This window comes from Burkholderia sp. Ap-955, assembly GCF_011753045.1.
In the GTDB taxonomy this organism is placed as follows: domain Bacteria; phylum Pseudomonadota; class Gammaproteobacteria; order Burkholderiales; family Burkholderiaceae; genus Burkholderia; species Burkholderia lata_D.
The window spans coordinates 186,303-202,842 of sequence record NZ_VWWH01000002.1 but is presented as its reverse complement, the minus strand read 5'-3'; the positions used below and the strand labels follow the sequence as shown (position 1 = coordinate 202,842).

The 16,540-nt window shown below is 67.1% G+C and carries 11 protein-coding genes; 3 read left to right on the top strand and 8 right to left on the bottom strand.

The genetic code is table 11. The features are described from left to right. Positions 1-46: 46 nt before the first annotated feature. The 3 genes from F3J15_RS01935 to F3J15_RS01925 form a co-directional block, all read right to left on the bottom strand. Positions 47-2,008 carry a phosphatase PAP2 family protein gene (locus tag F3J15_RS01935; RefSeq protein WP_166887052.1) on the bottom strand — a complete coding sequence of 654 codons (1,962 nt, stop codon included), beginning with the start codon at positions 2,006-2,008 and terminating at the stop codon, positions 47-49. 185 nt (positions 2,009-2,193) lie between these two features. After that, complete coding sequence (locus F3J15_RS01930) at positions 2,194-3,780, bottom strand: methyl-accepting chemotaxis protein (RefSeq protein WP_166887050.1); 1,587 nt, start codon at positions 3,778-3,780, stop codon at positions 2,194-2,196. Between the two features lie 139 nt (positions 3,781-3,919). Continuing rightward, positions 3,920-5,440: a sensor domain-containing diguanylate cyclase gene (locus F3J15_RS01925; RefSeq protein ID WP_166887048.1), complete on the bottom strand. Its 1,521-nt coding sequence runs from the start codon at positions 5,438-5,440 to the stop codon at positions 3,920-3,922. Between the two features lie 350 nt (positions 5,441-5,790). On the opposite strand from F3J15_RS01925, the gene F3J15_RS01920 reads away from it, so the two are divergent. After that, positions 5,791-7,086: an MFS transporter gene (locus tag F3J15_RS01920; RefSeq protein ID WP_166887045.1), complete on the top strand. Its 1,296-nt coding sequence runs from the start codon at positions 5,791-5,793 to the stop codon at positions 7,084-7,086. Positions 7,087-7,151: 65 nt separating this feature from the next. After that, positions 7,152-7,934 (top strand): substrate-binding domain-containing protein, encoded by a 783-nt coding sequence (locus F3J15_RS01915; RefSeq protein ID WP_166887203.1) that lies wholly within the window; start codon positions 7,152-7,154, stop codon positions 7,932-7,934. Between the two features lie 24 nt (positions 7,935-7,958). On the opposite strand, the gene dctA is transcribed toward F3J15_RS01915, so the two are convergent. The 5 genes from dctA to F3J15_RS01890 form a co-directional block, all read right to left on the bottom strand. Then, positions 7,959-9,287, bottom strand: a complete 1,329-nt coding sequence (dctA, locus tag F3J15_RS01910) for a C4-dicarboxylate transporter DctA (protein WP_166887042.1) — start codon at positions 9,285-9,287, stop codon at positions 7,959-7,961. Between the two features lie 34 nt (positions 9,288-9,321). Then, positions 9,322-10,245, bottom strand: a complete 924-nt coding sequence (locus F3J15_RS01905; RefSeq protein ID WP_166887201.1) for a LysR family transcriptional regulator — start codon at positions 10,243-10,245, stop codon at positions 9,322-9,324. A 172-nt stretch (positions 10,246-10,417) separates the two neighbouring features. Then, the gene (locus tag F3J15_RS01900) at positions 10,418-11,599 is read right to left on the bottom strand and encodes a fumarylacetoacetate hydrolase family protein (RefSeq protein WP_166887039.1); all 1,182 of its coding nucleotides are present in this window, start codon (positions 11,597-11,599) and stop codon (positions 10,418-10,420) included. Between the two features lie 29 nt (positions 11,600-11,628). Then, positions 11,629-13,410, bottom strand: a complete 1,782-nt coding sequence (locus F3J15_RS01895; protein ID WP_166887036.1) for an IlvD/Edd family dehydratase — start codon at positions 13,408-13,410, stop codon at positions 11,629-11,631. 333 nt (positions 13,411-13,743) lie between these two features. Further along, entirely contained in the window at positions 13,744-14,781 is a 1,038-nt protein-coding gene (locus F3J15_RS01890) for a LacI family DNA-binding transcriptional regulator (protein WP_166887033.1), read from the bottom strand. Between the two features lie 296 nt (positions 14,782-15,077). On the opposite strand from F3J15_RS01890, the gene F3J15_RS01885 reads away from it, so the two are divergent. Beyond that, complete coding sequence (locus tag F3J15_RS01885; protein ID WP_166887030.1) at positions 15,078-16,424, top strand: MFS transporter; 1,347 nt, start codon at positions 15,078-15,080, stop codon at positions 16,422-16,424. Positions 16,425-16,540: the final 116 nt, after the last annotated feature.

Sequence of the window (16,540 nt, the reverse complement as noted above, 5' to 3'; positions counted from 1 at the left end):
GCCGCCCCCGAGCGGCCTCGCTGCCAGGATCGATGCCCGGCGCCGGTTACGCCGCCGACAGCGTGACCGACACACCCGTCGCGGTATAAACGGGCGTTGCCTTGAACCCGTCGACCGTCACCGTCGCGAACTTCGCGGCCGCCGCCGCGCCGTCGATCAGCGCGATGGTGTCGCCGGCCTTCGGCGCGTAGCCGTTCACGAATTTCACGTGCAGCGTGCCGCCCGTGACGGTGAGCGGGCCGCCCACGCGCAGGCGGCCGCCGCCGTTGCCGTCGATGTCGAGTTCGAGCGTCGTGTTGTCGAGCTGCGTATAGCGGGTCGCGATCGTCACCGGTGCATTGGCCGCGATCTTCACGCCGCCGCCCGGGCCGACGTACACGTCGCCCTTGCCGAACGCCGTCGTCGACGCGGCCGCGAGCGTGCCGCCGCTCACCTGCGTGCCGCCCGTGTAGCTGTTGTTGCCCGCCAGCGTCAACGTGCCGCTGCCTTGCAGCGTCAGCTTGCCGGCGCCCGCGACGTCGTTGCGCCACAGGTCGGCCGCACTGAGCCCGCCCTGCGACGCATCCATCGACACGATCACGTTGCCGTTGAACGCGCCGTAGCCGTCGGCGGCCGCGAACAGGTTCAGGCGCCCCCAGCCTTCCGCATCGTCCATGACCGGATAGCCGGACGGCAGTTCGGTCGTCTTCAGCACGACGCGCCGCTGGTCGGCGCTCAGGTACGGGAAGCGCGTCTGCAGCAGGATCTCCGCGCCCTTCGGCACGACCGGCGGCGCGTCCGTCGATTCGATCGCGCCGAAGCCGAACGTCATGCGGCGCAGGAATGCGGCCTTGTTCGTCGCGTAGTCGGCGAACCGGTCGGTCGTCGCCGTACCGGAGTGCGCGAAGGCGGAGAACGTCGCGGCGCTCGTCCCCGTCAGTTGCTGCAGCGCCTGGTGGGCTTGCGTGTAGGCGGTCTGTGCGTCATTGGCGTACGCGGTCAGGTTCGCCGCGCTAACTGCCAGCGCGAGCATGCGGCCGCCGATCACGTCGAGCGGCGAGTGCATGCCGGCGAGGATCCGGTTCTCGCCGAGCTCGAGGCCGCGGCTGATCATCTCCTGGAAGCGTTCCGGCACGAGCCACGCCATCGTCGTCGCATCGCGCACCGCCTCGGCCGTGTGGCCGCTGATGAAGCCGCCGTCGGTCGCGGGCGTCGTGCTTTCCGCCGGCACGAGCGTCGGCGCGACCACCACGCTCGTGCTCCAGCGGTACGGGCGCGCATATTTGAAGAAGCGCTTCGAAGGCTCGGTCGACGCGTTGTTGCCCATTTCGTTGAGCAGGTCGACAACCTTCCCGAAGCTGGCGTTGCCGCTGCTGCTGCCGACGCCGACGTTGTTGCCCGAGTCGTTGTACAGCACCGTCGTCGCGTCGGACGGAATGCTGGTGATGCTGGTCGTCTGCTGGGCCGCGGTGCGCCACGCGGCGGTGAGCGGGCCCATGCCGTCGGTCACGCTGTAACCCTTGCCGCGCCGGTCGTCGTAGTACGCGGCATCGGCCTGCTGCTGCGTGCGGGCGGTCGTCGCGTTGACCACGTACTGCACGTTGGCCGACAGCACCGCATCGTTCAGGATCGTGCCGCACGATACGCCGCTGTTCGGCAGCCCGGAGCACGTGGACGGCGAGATGGCCGGAAACGCGCCGTTGGCCGCCGCGCTCACGCCCGCATCGACCAGCATCGTCGACGGCTGCCAAAGATCGAGGAAACGGCTCACCACGCGCACCGCGGCATTGGTCGACAGCGTCGCATAGCGCGCGTCGCCGCGCTGATTGGTCGCGATGTTGTCGACGAAAGCGGGCGCGCTCGGGATCGGCGCACTGTCGACGAAGCCGGGGTCGGCGGGCGGCGCGGGAACGGCCGCGGCCAGGGTGCTGGTCGACGCGACGTCATCGCCGCCGCCGCACGCAGCCAGCACGATCGCACTCGACAAGGCTGCGACGTGCAGCGGGAAACGGCTTCGTGACGCAAACATGCAAGACTCCATCCTGATGGTCGAAGATGGCGAATTGTGGTGATGGATCGTTACGCGGCCGTTACGGATTTGTTTCGCGCCGGATTCAATGCGCGCGAATTCCCACTATCTGGTTAATTTCGGGTGCTGAGCATGTCGGGCGCCGGATTCGATGCGTCCGTCGAGGGCACGCGGGCGGCGGGCGGCTAGGCGCCCGCCGCCCGCGTGTCGAGCCGGAACAGCGATACCGCCTCGGCAAGCCGGCCTCCCTGTTCTTCGAGCGACCTCGATGCAGCGGCTGCCTGTTCGACGAGCGCCGCGTTCTGCTGGGTGACTTCATCCATTTGCGTAATGGCCAGGTTCACCTGCTCGATGCCGCGGCTCTGCTCGTTCGACGCGGCAGCGATCTCGCCCATGATGTCGGTCACGCGCGCGATCGCGTGCGTGACCTGGGTCATCGTCTCGCCCGCGTTGTTCGCGATTTGCGAGCCGTCCTGGATTTTCCGGACCGATTGCGAGATCAGCTCGCGGATTTCCTTCGCGGCGCTCGACGAGCGCTGCGCAAGACTTCGGACTTCGCTGGCCACCACGGCAAAGCCGCGGCCCTGTTCGCCGGCGCGGGCGGCCTCCACGGCCGCGTTGAGCGCGAGGATGTTGGTCTGGAATGCGATCCCTTCGATGATCGCGGTGATCTCGGCGATTTTGGCGGAGCCGGCGCTGATGTCCGTCATCGTGTCGACCATCAGGCCGACTGCCGTGCTGCCGCGCTGGGCGACCTCCGATGCGTTGTTGGCCAGCCCGCTCGCCTGCTGCGCATTGTCGGCGTTCAGGCGCACGGTGGAGGTCAGCTGCTCCATGCTCGATGCGGTCTCCTGCAGCGATGCGGCTTGCTGTTCCGTGCGGGAGGAGAGGTCCTGGTTGCCGGACGCGATTTCGCCGGCGCCTGTCGCGACGTTGCCGGATGCGGTCCGGACTTCCGAGATCAGGCGGGTCAGGTTCGCCTGCATGTCCCGCATGGAAGCCAGTACGCTGCCGGCCGGCGCGGCACCGGTCGAGGGTTCCATGCCGAGATCGCCGGCGGCGATACAGCGCGCGATGTCGCTGAGCGCGGCAGGCTCCGTGCCGAGCGAGCGCAGCAGGCCGCGGGTGATGAAGACGCCCAGGATCGCGGCGGCGGCTGCCGCCACGATACACATGACGATCAGCATCAGTCGTTGTGATGCATAGCGGTCGGCCGATTCCGTCACGAGTTGCGCGCCCAGCGTGCGGGCGTACGTCGCATAGGCGTCGGTGGCGGCGACGAGCCTGGCCAGCAGCGGTCGACACTGTTCGTTGATCATCGTGATGGCCTGATCGCGCCGGTTGTTCGCCGCCGCATCGACGATGGCGCGCGCCACCGGGCCGTACTGCGCTTCGACCGCGCCGATTTGCCGGACCAGTTCGCGGGACTTGTCGGTGGCGCCGCTTCCCTCGTGGACTGCATTCGTCAGTTCGCCGAGCAGCGCGCCGACTTCGCGGTCGGCCTGCAGCGCCGCGTCCTTCTCGAGGTCCGCGTCGCGCGGCGCGGTCGCGAGCACCTGGTTGCGGGCGGCGATCGCGCGCCGGTCGACCGCGACGCGAACCTTGTCCGCCAGGATTGCACGGGCGTTGGTGCCGTTGACGTAATTTTCGAATGCCGCGTTCGCATTGCCGAGCGATACGATGCCGAGAATGGAGACGAGCAGGACCATGCACGTCAGGAGGCTGAAGGCCAGGGTCAGCTTCGTGCGAACCGTTAATCGTTGATTATTCATGTGAGCCGTCCGGTTTCATTGATTCAAATAGCTTTCCTTATTATCGGATCGGTACATGAACAATTTAGGACCGTTGTCCGAAGCAATCGTTTGCGTCTACTCCGCTGCCGAAAAAAATGCAGACCCGAGCCGTGGCCGGTCAAGCCAGGCGAGCGATTGGCTCGGTTTCCGCGCAACACACCCGGTTGCGGCCTTCGCGCTTCGCCCGATAAAGCGCCATGTCCGCCTGATGCGACAGCGCATGCACGGACGGGGGGCGCGCGCGATGACCGGTCGCGCAGCCGATGCTGACGGTGAAGGCCGGAACGGTTTCCGCGAACCCGTCGAGCCGGTTGCGTTCGACTTCGCGGCGAATCGCCTCCGCGACCTGCGCGGCACCGCTTTCGTCCGTATCCGGCAGCACCGCGACGAACTCCTCGCCGCCGTAGCGTGCGGCGAGATCGCCGCGCCGTCGCGTATGGGTGCGGATGCATTCGGCGAGAAAGCGCAGTGCCGTGTCGCCTTCCGCATGCCCGTGCCGGTCGTTGTACTGCTTGAAGTGGTCGGCATCGATGAACAGGATCGACAGGCTGCCGTTGCTGCCCCGCTGCAGCCGTTCCCATTCGTCGGCCAGCGCGATATCGAGGGCGCGGCGGTTGCACAGGCCCGTCAGCGGATCGGTCCGCGTGAGATCCATGAGCAGCGTCTGCTTGCGCAGGTTGTCGCGTAGCGCAAACGCAAGCAGCCAGACCACCGCGCAGAAGAATGCGCTGATCACGGTGGCGGACACCCCCACCGTCCACGACAGGCGCGTGATGCTCGCCAGCACGTCGCCCTCGGCCGGCGCGACGACGGCGATCAGCGGCGTGCCCGGCACCCGCTGGTACGTATACAGCCGCATGACGCCGTCGATGGTCGAACGAGCGGGGTAGAAGCCCGATTCACTGTGCACCATCCGGTCGAAGGCTTTCGAGCGACGCAGGTGGTTCATCTGGTTGTCGTTCAACGACGGATTTCGCGCGAGGATCGCGCCGTCCGCGCGCAGGATCGCGCTGACCCCGTTCGGCCCGACATCGAGACCGGACAGGACCTGCTCGAAATAGGCGATGTCGATGGCGACCACCGCGATGCCGTTGAACGTGTGATCCGGCCGTTCGATGCGCCGCGACAGCGCGATGGATTCCTTGCCGCCGCGCGAGCGCGCGCGATAGGCCTCGGACACGTAGAGGCCGACGTTGTCGGCGTCGCGATGGACCTTGAAGTAGTCGCGATCGCTGAAATCCCAATGATGGGTCGTGCCGCAGCATCCGTCGATCATCTGGCCGTGCCGGTCGGTCACGCCCATGCCGGTCACGTATTGCGCGGCGGTGCGCTCGAACAGCAGGTCGTGCCGCAGCCCGGCATCCATCCGCCGCACCGCGGGCTTGCCGAGATCGGACGCGAGTGCGACCAGCGCGTTGTTCGACGTTTCGACGGTGCGCGCGATCTGGCTCACCAGGACGGCTGCGACGTTGCGCGACGTCTCGTGAGCGTGTTCGATCACTTCGTTGCGCCCGACCCACAGTGTCGCCGCGCTGATCCCGAGCGCCGCCAGCGACATCAACGTGCCCAATGCCCCGACGACAAGATGGTTGCGTCCGGCCCAGTCGGCAATTTTCTCGATCGAGGTGAATGCGGGCATGCTCATGCTCGTATGGGAAGCCGGCTGCAACGGCGCCGACGCGGGTCAAATCCGGGTTAACGGCACGGTTAACAGAAAATCGAGTCCGCCAGTGGACGCGTGCGATCGCGCATGGAAGCGCAAACGTGTGCGAGTTCGTCCGGCCGGTCCTGCAAAGTCGTGCATCGGGCGCGTGCCGCCGCCCGGAACGATATGCGGCGACACGCGCCGCCGGCACGTCGATTGATAACCCATCGACATCAATCCTTCCAAAAATTGCACTTATCGTTTGCCTGGCGACGAGCGAACATGCCGGAAAACGACAATCGATCCACCTCCCGCGTATTTCCGGATTTTCAGGAGACACCCCGATGCACCCCTCGTCCAGCCTTCCGAACGAACGTTCGAAGGCCGCTGCAGTTTTCCGCGTCACCGCCGGGAATTTTCTCGAGCAGTTCGACTTCTTCCTGTTCGGCTTCTACGCCACGCAGATCGCCAACGTTTTCTTTCCCGCGCAAAGCGAGTTCGCGTCGCTGATGATGACCTTCGCCGTGTTCGGCGCCGGCTTCCTGATGCGGCCGCTGGGCGCCATCGTGCTGGGCGCGTACATCGACGACGTCGGCCGCCGCAAGGGCCTGATCGTCACGCTGTCCATCATGGCGAGCGGCACCATCCTGATCGCGTTCGTGCCGGGCTACGCGACGATCGGCCTGCTGGCGCCCGCGCTCGTGCTGCTCGGGCGGCTGCTGCAGGGCTTCTCCGCCGGCGCGGAACTGGGCGGCGTATCGGTCTATCTCGCCGAACTGGCGACGCCCGGCCGCAAGGGGTTCTTCACGAGCTGGCAATCCGCCAGCCAGCAGGTGGCGATCGTCGTCGCGGCGGCCCTGGGCTTTGCACTCAATCAATGGCTGAGCGCGTCGGCCATCGCCGCATGGGGATGGCGCGCGCCGTTCTTCGTCGGCTGCATGATCGTGCCGTTCATCTTCATGCTGCGCCGCAACCTGGAGGAAACCCAGGAATTCAAGGCGCGCAAGCATCGTCCGGGCATGAAGGAAGTGTTCGGTACGCTGGTTCAGAACTGGGGCGTCGTCGTGGCCGGCATGATGCTGGTCGCGATGACCACCACGAGCTTCTATCTGATCACGGTCTACGCACCGACCTTCGGCAAGACGGTGCTGCACCTGAGCACCGCCGACAGCCTGCTCGTGACGCTCTGCGTCGGCGTGTCGAACTTCGTGTGGCTGCCGATCGGCGGTGCGCTGTCCGACCGGATCGGCCGCCGGCCGCTGCTGGTCGGCATGACGGTGCTCACCGTCGTGACCGCCTACCCGGCGCTGTCGTTGCTTGCTCACGCGCCGTCGTTCGTCAACATGCTGCTCGTCCTCCTGTGGCTCTCGTTCATGTACGGGATCTATAACGGTGCGATGGTCGTGGCGCTCACCGAGGTGATGCCGGTGCAGGTGCGCGTTGCAGGCTTCTCGCTCGCGTACAGCCTCGCGACGGCCGTGTTCGGCGGCTTCACGCCGGCCATTTCGACCGCGCTCATTCACGCGACGGGCGACAAGGCCGCACCGGGCTACTGGATGAGCTTCGCCGCCGTGTGCGCGCTGCTTGCGACGTTCGCGCTCTATCGTCGCCACCCAGCGACGCTGACGCCTGCGCATTGATGCCGCCACCATCCCGAATGCTCCGGGACCCGAACGAACCGACACGAATCCGCATGAACACGACCATGAGAAATCCGTTCCTGAAGTATTGCGCGGCCGCGCTCGTCCTTGCCACGGCCGTGGCTGCCAACGTGCAGGCCGCCGAACTGCACGTGATGAGCTCGGGCGGCTTCACCGCCGCCTACAAGCTGCTCGGCCCCCGATTTGCGTCGACGACGGGCAATACGCTCGATACCGCGCTCGGCCCGTCGATGGGCAAGTCGCCCGAGGCGATTCCGAACCGGCTCGCGCGCGGCGAGCCCGCCGACGCGGTCATCATGGTCGGCTACGCGCTGGACGACCTGATCAAGCAAGGCAAGGTCATCCCCGGATCGCGGGTCGAGCTGGCCGACTCGCGTATCGGCGTGGTCGTGCGCGACGGCTCGGCAAAACCCGACATCGGTTCCCCCGAAGGTCTCAAGCAGGCGCTGCTGCACGCGAAGTCGATCGCCTACTCGGACAGCGCGAGCGGCGTGTATATCGAACGCGAGCTGTTCAGGAAGCTCGGCATCGAGGACCAGGTGAAGTCGAAGGCGAAGATGATTCCGCGGATTCCAGTGGCATCGGTCGTCGCGAACGGCGACTACGAAATCGGCTTCCAGCAGGTGAGCGAGCTGCTGCCGGTCAAGGGGGCGACCTTCGTCGGCAAGATTCCCGAATCGCTGCAGTCGGTCACGCGCTTCGCGGCCGGCATCCCCGTCGGCGCGCAGCATCCGGCGGAAGCGAAGGCGCTGCTCGACTATCTTGCGTCGCCGGATGTTCAGGCCGACGTGAAATCGACCGGGCTGGATTCCGTCCCCGCTCATTGAGCCTGATCGACGGGAAGGTTTGCGTCATACCGCCTTCCCGTCACCGTCGGCGTCGGCGGCGGCACGGTCTGCATCGACCCCGTTCGGGGATACCGGCCCCCCTGCAGCGAGCCGCTGCGCAAGACGCGCACGATCGCATGCACCTTCCCACATCGATACGAAGATCACCGCGCACGCATTGCTGATCACGCTCGTCAGTGCGCGTGCCTCGGACATGAAGCGATCGATGCCGACCAGCAGTGCCACGCCGGCGACGGGCAGGTCGGGGATGACGACGAGCGTGGCGACCAGCGCCACCAGCCCGCTACCGGAAACACCGGCTGCGCCCTTGGACGTGAGCAGCATGACGGCGAGCATCACCGCGATCTGCGACGCGGAAAGGGGCACGTCACATGCCTGCGCGATGAACAACGCAGCGAGCGTCAGATAGATCGCCGTGCCGTCCAGGTTGAACGAATAGCCCGCCGGCAGCACGAGCCCCACGACGCCCTTGTCGCATCCGAGCGATTCCAGCTTGACGATCAGACGCGGCAGAACGGGCTCCGACGAGGACGTCGCGAGGACGATGAGCAACTCTTCGCGCAGGTAGCGCAACAGCCGCCACAGCGCGAAGCCGTGCAGGCGTGCGAGCGGTGCGAGCACGAGTGCGACGAACAGCGCGCATGCCGCATAGAAGGACACCACCAGCTTCGCGAGCGAGCCGACCGAACCGATCCCGAAGCGGCCCACTGTGAAGGCCATCGCGCCGAACGCGCCGAGCGGTGCGAGCCGCATGATCATCGCGAGCACGCGAAAGACAACCTGGGCGACACCGTCGATCAGCGCAAGCACGGGCTGGCCGGCCTGCCGGTGCGCATTCAGCGAGAAGCCGAACAGCAGCGACAGCAGCAGCACCGGCAACACCTCGCCTTGCTCGAACGCGCCGAGCATCGTATCGGGGATCACGCTCAGCCCGAATGCCACGAGCCCGCTTGGCTGCGCATCCTTCGCGTACTGCGCGACGATGCTCGAATCGAGATGGTGCACGTCGATGTGCAGGCCGGCGCCGGGGCGCAGCACGAACGCGATGGCGAGCCCGATCGCGAGCGCGACGGCGGTCAGCAGATAGAAGAGCGCCAGTGCCCGAACGATCGTGCGGCCGATGGCCTTCCCGTTCGCGAGTGACGTGATGCCCGAGACGATCGTGCAAAAGACGATCGGCGCGATGGTCATCCGCACGAGGCCGACGAACGCGTCGCTGAGGGGCTTGAGCATCGCGCCTGCGGCCGGCCATACGTGACCGACGGTCACGCCGAGCATCATCGCGAGCAGGACCTGCACGTAGAGCGATTTGAGCAGCCTGGCCAACCTCACGGGACGGTCTTCCTTCGTGTCTCTTGTGTCGTTGTCACACCGATGCATCGCTGCTTGCGATACCGTCGCGCTTCGCGTCGACGATCATCCGGTGAAACGCTTCGGCGGCCGGCGTGAGCGGTCGTCCGCGCCGCTTGACGATGCCCACCCGGCGTTTGACGACCGGCTCGACGAGCGGCACGCTCGTGAGAATGGGATGGTCGTGCCCGGGCATCGCCATCGAGGGCACCGCGGCGACGCCGAGCCCCGCCTCGATCAATCCGAGCAGGGTCGTCACGTGGCGCGCTTCGCACACGCTCGGCCCGCGCGGCGCCACGGCGGCAAGCGCCTGGTCGAGCAACAGGCGGTTCCCGGAAGTCTTGTCCACCGACACGTAATCGTGCTCGTACAGTTCGTTCCAGGTGACGCGCTTCTTGCGCGCGAGCGGATGGTCGCGGCGGCACGCAGCGACGAACCGCTCCTGGAGCAGCATCTTGAACTCGATCTCGGATTCCTGGCTGCCCATGAAGCTCACGCCGAAATCGGCTTCGCCGCTGATGACGGCGCCCAGCACCTCGTTCGCGCTCGCGTCCAGCAGCTTGACCCGGATGCGCGGAAAGCGCTGATGATAGCGCGCGATGGTGGCCGGCAGAAAGTAGTAGGCCACCGAGGGCACGCACGCAATGGTCACATGGCCCAGGCGGCTCGACGACACGTCGCGAATGCCGAGCAGGGCCGCGTCGAGATCGTCGAGCAGCTGTTCGGCGCTCTGCGCGAACACGCGACCGACCGTGGTGAGCGCCACGCGACGCGTGGTGCGCTCGAAGAGGCGCACGCCGAGCGCTTCCTCGAGCTTGTCGATCCGGCGACTCAACGCGGGCTGCGAAATGCTGACCGATTCCGCGGCCTTTCGGAAGCTGCCCGTTTCCACGACCGCGCGAAACGCCTGCAAGTCGTTCAAGTCGAAGTTGATCCCCACGGGCGCGTCTCCGCATCTCAGATGGGGCGTATTTTGCATGATTTCGCCGGTCCGACCGTATCGGCGCGGCACGCATCCGCGCAATGCGTGACCGCAACCGCGTGCGTGAGGGGGCGGTCTTGCCGTCGATCCGCTGTTCGTCGATACCGATGGGATCGTCGAGGCCCGGGCCTTAGGGCGCAAGCAGGCCGCGTGCGGCCAGATTGGCGTATAGCGCGCGCACGCCGAAGGTCCACGGCGCGATCTCGGTGCACAGCCGCACGGTGTTGACGAGTGCGCCGAGTGCGGGCGTGGAGATGGTGACGCGGTCGCCCAGGTGATGCGTGAATCCGCCGCCGGGCGCGTCGCGGTCCTGGATCGGCGAGAACATCGTGCCGAGGAACAGCATGAAGCCGTCCGGATACTGATGATGCGCGCCGCAGGTCTGCGCGACGAGGTCGGCCGGATCGCGGCTGATCTCGCGCATGTGGCTGATGCCGTCGAGGACGAAGCCGTCGTCCGCGCCTTCGACGCGCAGCGACACGCTGGCCTGCCGTACGTCGTCCAGCGTGAAACCGTCGTCGAACAGCCGCACGAACGGGCCGATCGCGCACGAGCCGTTGTTGTCCTTGCATTTGCCGAGCAGCAGCGCCGAGCGGCCTTCGATGTCGCGCAGGTTCACGTCGTTGCCGAGCGTGGCGCCCACCGGCCTGCCGTCGCTGCCGACCGCCAGCACGATCTCCGGTTCCGGGTTGTTCCACACCGACACGGGCAGCAGGCCCACGTCTGCCCCGAAGCCCACGGCGGACATCGGCTGCGACTTCGAGAACACCTCGGCGTCCGGGCCGATTCCGACCTCCATGTATTGCGACCACGCGCCGCGGCGTTCGAGTTCCGCCTTCAGGCGCATCGCGGCTTCCGAACCGGGGACGAGCTTCGACAGGTCGGTGCCGAGGGTCGCGGCCAGGGTCTCGCGCACGTCCCTCGCCTTGGCGGGGTCGCCGCCGGCCTGTTCTTCGATGACGCGTTCGATGAGGCTGACGGCGAAGGTCACGCCGCAGGCCTTGATGGCCTGCACGTCGCATGGTGCGAGCAGGTGCGTGGCGCCGGGCGCGCCATCCAGCGCCGCCTGCAGCAACGGCTCGACGCGGCCGAGCGATTCACCCGGGGCGGTGCGGGCGACGGCGACGGCGTCGGGCCGGTCGAACAGGTCCGCGGTGGTCGCCACGGTACGCGTGATGTCGAACACTTCTCCGCCGCGCACGGCGACGACGCTCGGGCCCGAACGGGCCCCATCGTGGCGCCAGACACGGCCGATCAACAGGGCCCGTGCCAGGTCGTGCGGCAGGCTGTCGGAAACGGAAAGAGTACGCATGGTCGGCTCGGCAAGGGGGGGCGGTTGGATCAGTGCGAATGGCGCGGGTTGCCGCGCTGCTCGATCACCTTCAGATACAGCGTGGCCGGTTCGAGGCAGCCGCCGGTGGACAACTGGCCCACCAACTGCCGGTAGAGTGCCTGCCAGGGCGTTTGCGCTTGCGGCACGGTGAAGCTTGCCGTCTCGCGGCGGCGTGCGAGTTCGTCGTCATCGACGAGCACGTCGACGCTGCGGCGATTCAGGTCCACGCGAATGCGGTCGTTCGTGCGCAGCAGCGCGAGGCCGCCGCCGACCGCCGCCTCCGGCGACACGTTCAGGATCGACGGGCTGGCCGACGTGCCGCTCTGGCGCCCGTCGCCCAGGCACGGCAGCGACGTCACGCCGCGCTTCACCAGATCGGCAGGCGGCGCCATGTTGACGACTTCGGAACTGCCCGGGTAGCCGACCGTGCCGCAGCCGCGGATCACCAGGATGCAACGCTCGTCGATACCGAGCCCGGGGTCGTTGATGCGGGCGTGGTAGTCCTCCGGGCCGTCGAAGACGATGGCGCGGGCCTCGAACGTATTCTCCGCGCCCGGCTCGGCAAGGTAGGTCCGGCGGAAGGCCTCGCCGACCACCGACATCTTCATGATCGCGCTGTCGAAGAAGTTGCCCGACAGCACCATGAAGCCGGCGCCATGCTTGAGCGGTGCGTCGGGCGTGTGGATCACGTCGCGGTCGGCGTCCTGCGCCGTGTCGGCGATCTCGCCGATCGCACGGCCGGACACGGTCAGGGAGTCGCGCCGCAGCAGGCGGGCCGCATCGAGTTGGCGCAGCACCGCGGGCACACCACCGGCGCGGTGGAAGCTCTCCCCGAGGTATTCGCCTGCCGGCATGCAGTTGACCAGCAGCGGCACGGATTCACCGAGGCGCTGCCAGTCGTCCAGGCTCAGTTCGACGCCCATGTGGCGCGCAATGGCGATCAGGTGCGGCGGGCAGTTGGTCGATGCGCCGAGCGCGGACGCGACGACGATGGCATTCTCGAACGCCGCGCGGGTCATGATCTTCGACGGCCGCAGGTCCTCCCGAACGAGTTCGACAGCGCGCTTGCCGGTGGCGTAGGCCATCTGGCCGCGCTCGCGATAGGCGGCGGGAATGCTCGCACACCCCGGCAGCGACATGCCCAGCGCCTCGGCCAGGCTGTTCATCGACAGCGCCGTGCCCATGGTGTTGCAATGGCCGATCGACGGCGACGATGCCGTGGTCAGCTTCATGAAGCCTTCGTAGTCGATCTCGCCGGCCGCCAGCAGGTTGCGGGCATGCCAGATCACGGTGCCCGAGCCGACGCGCTTGCCCTCGTGCCAGCCGTCGAGCATCGGTCCGCCCGACAGCACGATGGCCGGCATGTCCACGGTGGCGGCCGCCATCAGGCAGGCGGGGGTGGTCTTGTCGCAACCGGTCGTCAGGACCACGCCATCCAGCGGGAAGCCATGCAGCACTTCCACCAGCCCGAGATAGGCCAGGTTGCGGTCGAGCGCGGCGGTGGGCCGGCGGCTTTGTTCGGCCAGCGGATGCACGGGGAATTCCATCGGAATGCCGCCCGCGTCGCGAATGCCCGCCTTGGTCCGCTCGGCCAGTTCGATGTGGTGGCGGTTGCACGGCGCCAGGTCGCTGCCCGTCTGGGCGATGCCGATGACGGGGCGGCCCGATTGCAGTTCATCGCGCGTCAACCCGTAGTTCATGAAACGCTCGACATAAAGCGCGGTCATGTCCGCGTGCGCGGGGTCGTCGAACCACTCCTGGCTGCGCAGACGGCGCGGGGTCTGTGACATGGCGGGCTGTCTCCGAAGGGGCCTCGTTCATTGTTGTGTACCGGATTGGTACCGGTAACATTGGGCGGATGTTAGCACGGGGTTTTTGCGTGGAGGAACAGAATTTTGTGTGCGGGAGGCGCAGGGGAGGGAGAAAGCGCTGCGCGCGATGCACCGGATTTCGATCCCGTCGAACGGCACCGTATCGACGCGCATCGGCCGTCAACCCGGCCTTGTCGTCATGCGACGGCGGGGGCGGCGTGAGGGCAAGGGGACGGTACGCGATCGCGCAGTTCGCGCGCGCCTCGAGGGCACGCCGGTTCTCGCCGGGCGCGACCGGCCGGCGCGGGCCCGTCACGCGCTTTCCCGCGCGACGATCGTGTAGTCGATACGGATGCTGTGCGAATCGACCGGCTCGCCGCCGTCGCGCGCGTGCAGCGCGGCCAGCAGCGCCTCGCCCGTGCGCAGGCCGATGCCGTATGCGTCGACCGACACGGTCGTGATGGCAGGGTGGCAGCACGTCGCCACTTCGAAGTTGCCGAAGCCGGCCACTGCGATGTCCGTGGGCACGGACAGCCCGCGCCGGTGGCATTCCATGATCGCGCCGAATGCCGACATGTCGCTGACGCACATCACGGCATCGGTGTCCGGCCACTGCGCGAGCAGGGCCGCCATCGCGGGCCCGCCGTGGCTCATGGTGATCGGCGAATCGCCGAGCCGCACGACGCGCGGCTCGCCCAACCGCAGCGCCTTGATTTCCGCCTGGTATCCCTTGAGCCGGTCCAGGCCGCGGCGATCCAGTTCGCTGGCGCCGCCGAGAAAGCCGATGCGCCGGTAACCGCGCTCGGCCAGGTGCCGCACCATCGCACGTGCGGCGCGCACGTTCGAGAAGCCCACGGCGGTGTCGATGGGATGCGTAGGCAGGTCCCACATCTCGACCACGGGAATGGCCGAGCGCGCGAGCACCTTGCGCGTTGCATCGGTGTGCTGCGCACCGGTCAGCGCGACGCAGCGCGGCTGGTGACGCAGCATCGAACGGACCAGGCGTTCTTCGCGTTCCAGGTCGTAATCGGTGTCGCCGAGCAACAGTTGCAGGCCATGCGGTTCGAGCGCATCGGTCAGGCCGCGCACCGTGTCGGAGAAGTTGGAGCTCGACAGCGACGGCACCAGCACCGCGACGAATTCCGAACGCCCCGACGACAACGCACCGGCGGCCGCGTCGGCCACGTAGCCGAGCTGGTCGATGGCCTGGCAGACGCGTGCGCGCGTCTCGGCTGCCACGCTGTGGCCGGCAAGCACGCGCGACACGGTCATCTTCGATACGCCGGCGAGGCGCGCTACGTCGGACATGCGGGGCGGTCCGGCAGGCCGGACGGCGGTGGGGCTGGGCATCGGATCGCGATCGGGAAAGCCTGGAAAGGCTACATCATACCGGTGCGGCGTACGGTGCAGGCCGCCCGCGGCGCGCCCGTCGCAGCGCTGTCCGCACTAGGGAAACCACGCGTTCGGCGACGCTTGAACACGCCTGTCGCGACATGCTACCGTGCTGCTTGTTACCGGTATCAGCATGCCCGTTTCTCCCGTCGCCCCATTGGCGCTTTTTTTGGTCGTGGAATGTTATCGGTAACATCGATGCGTCAGAGAACCCGCCGGTACGAAGAAGACCTACACAATCAGGAGACAGACCGATGCCGTCCATCACGCAGACCGCTGCCGCGCCGGCCGCGGCCGACTCATCCGAAGACGCGCTCTATCGCAAGGTCATGCGGCGCATCCTGCCGTTGCTGCTGCTCTGCTACGTCGTGGCCTACCTGGACCGCGTCAACGTCGGCTTCGCGAAGCTGCAGATGCTCGACGAGCTGAGCTTGAGCGACAGCGTCTATGCGCTCGGCGCCAGCGTCTTCTTCTGGGGCTATTTCCTGTTCGAGATGCCCAGCAACCTGCTGCTGCATCGTTACGGCGCGCGCTTCTGGATCGCGCGGATCATGATCACGTGGGGCATCGTCTCGTCGTCGATGGCGTTCATCGTGCCGCTCGCGCAGTTCTTCCACGTGCAGACGACCACCATGTTCTACACGCTGCGCTTCCTGCTGGGCCTGTGCGAAGCCGGCTTTTTCCCGGGCGTGATCCTCTACATGAACTACTGGTTTCCGGCGCGCCGCCAGAGTGTGGCCATGTCGGGATTCCTGGTGGCGATCCCGCTGAGCCTCACACTCGGCAGCGTGGTGTCCGGCTGGCTGATGGAGCAGACGCACGGCCTGTCGGGCATGAGCGGCTGGCAATGGATGCTGCTGCTCGAAGGGCTGCCGTCGATCGTGGTGGCGTTCATCGTGCTGGCGTGCCTGGGCGACGGACCGAAGTCGGCGAAGTGGCTGTCCGCGGACGAAAAGGCCGTCCTGTCGCGCAATCTCGAATCCGAGGCGACGCACAAGTCGCACAGTATCGGGGCCGCGCTGCGCAGCCCGCGTGTCTGGCTGCTCACCTTCATCCTGCTCACCTTCAATACCGGCTTCTACGGGCTGGCGTTCTGGCTGCCGTCGATCATTCGCGCGTCAGGCGTGCACAGCCCGCTGCATATCGGTGTGCTGACGGCCATTCCGTACCTGACGGCCATCTTCGCGATGGTGTGGAACGCGTCGCACTCGCGCAAGACCGGCGAACGCCGCCTGCACGCGGCGATTCCCGCGCTGATCGGTGGCGTCTTCCTGATCCTCAGCGCGGCATTCGCGCACAACGTGGCGCTGTCGATCGTATTCCTGACCGTCGCTACCTGCGGCATTCTCGCGTTGATGCCGATCTATTGGACCTTTCCGGGGCAGATCCTGTCCGGCACGGCTGCGGCCGCCGGCATTGCGCTGATCAATTCGGTGGGCAACCTGTCCGGCTTCACGGGCTCGATGATCACCGGCATGGCCAAGGAAATGACCGGCAACATCAACAACGGCACCTATGCGCTGGGCGCCTGCCTGCTGGTCAGCTGCGTGCTGATCGCACTGATTCCGCGCGACGTGCTGCAGCCGCCGGTCAGCCGGTGAGGGCGTCGCAGTCCGTTGTATCTCGGGGTTTGCGCGTCGCGCCGACCCTGCAGCGGACGCGACGGGCAACACGTGGGCGGATCGAAACGACCGCCGCCACTCCGCCGCCGCGAGAC

Excerpts from the sequence above, each read along its gene's own strand:
- F3J15_RS01915 (WP_166887203.1), top strand. The coding sequence starts at position 7,152 with ATGAGAAATCCGTTCCTGAAGTATTGCGCGGCCGCGCTCGTCCTTGCC.
- F3J15_RS01900 (WP_166887039.1), bottom strand. The coding sequence starts at position 11,599 with ATGCGTACTCTTTCCGTTTCCGACAGCCTGCCGCACGACCTGGCACGG.
- F3J15_RS01930 (WP_166887050.1), bottom strand. The coding sequence starts at position 3,780 with ATGAATAATCAACGATTAACGGTTCGCACGAAGCTGACCCTGGCCTTC.
- F3J15_RS01920 (WP_166887045.1), top strand. The coding sequence starts at position 5,791 with ATGCACCCCTCGTCCAGCCTTCCGAACGAACGTTCGAAGGCCGCTGCA.
- F3J15_RS01935 (WP_166887052.1), bottom strand. The coding sequence starts at position 2,008 with ATGTTTGCGTCACGAAGCCGTTTCCCGCTGCACGTCGCAGCCTTGTCG.
- F3J15_RS01890 (WP_166887033.1), bottom strand. The coding sequence starts at position 14,781 with ATGCCCAGCCCCACCGCCGTCCGGCCTGCCGGACCGCCCCGCATGTCC.
- F3J15_RS01895 (WP_166887036.1), bottom strand. The coding sequence starts at position 13,410 with ATGTCACAGACCCCGCGCCGTCTGCGCAGCCAGGAGTGGTTCGACGAC.
- F3J15_RS01925 (WP_166887048.1), bottom strand. The coding sequence starts at position 5,440 with ATGCCCGCATTCACCTCGATCGAGAAAATTGCCGACTGGGCCGGACGC.
- F3J15_RS01885 (WP_166887030.1), top strand. The coding sequence starts at position 15,078 with ATGCCGTCCATCACGCAGACCGCTGCCGCGCCGGCCGCGGCCGACTCA.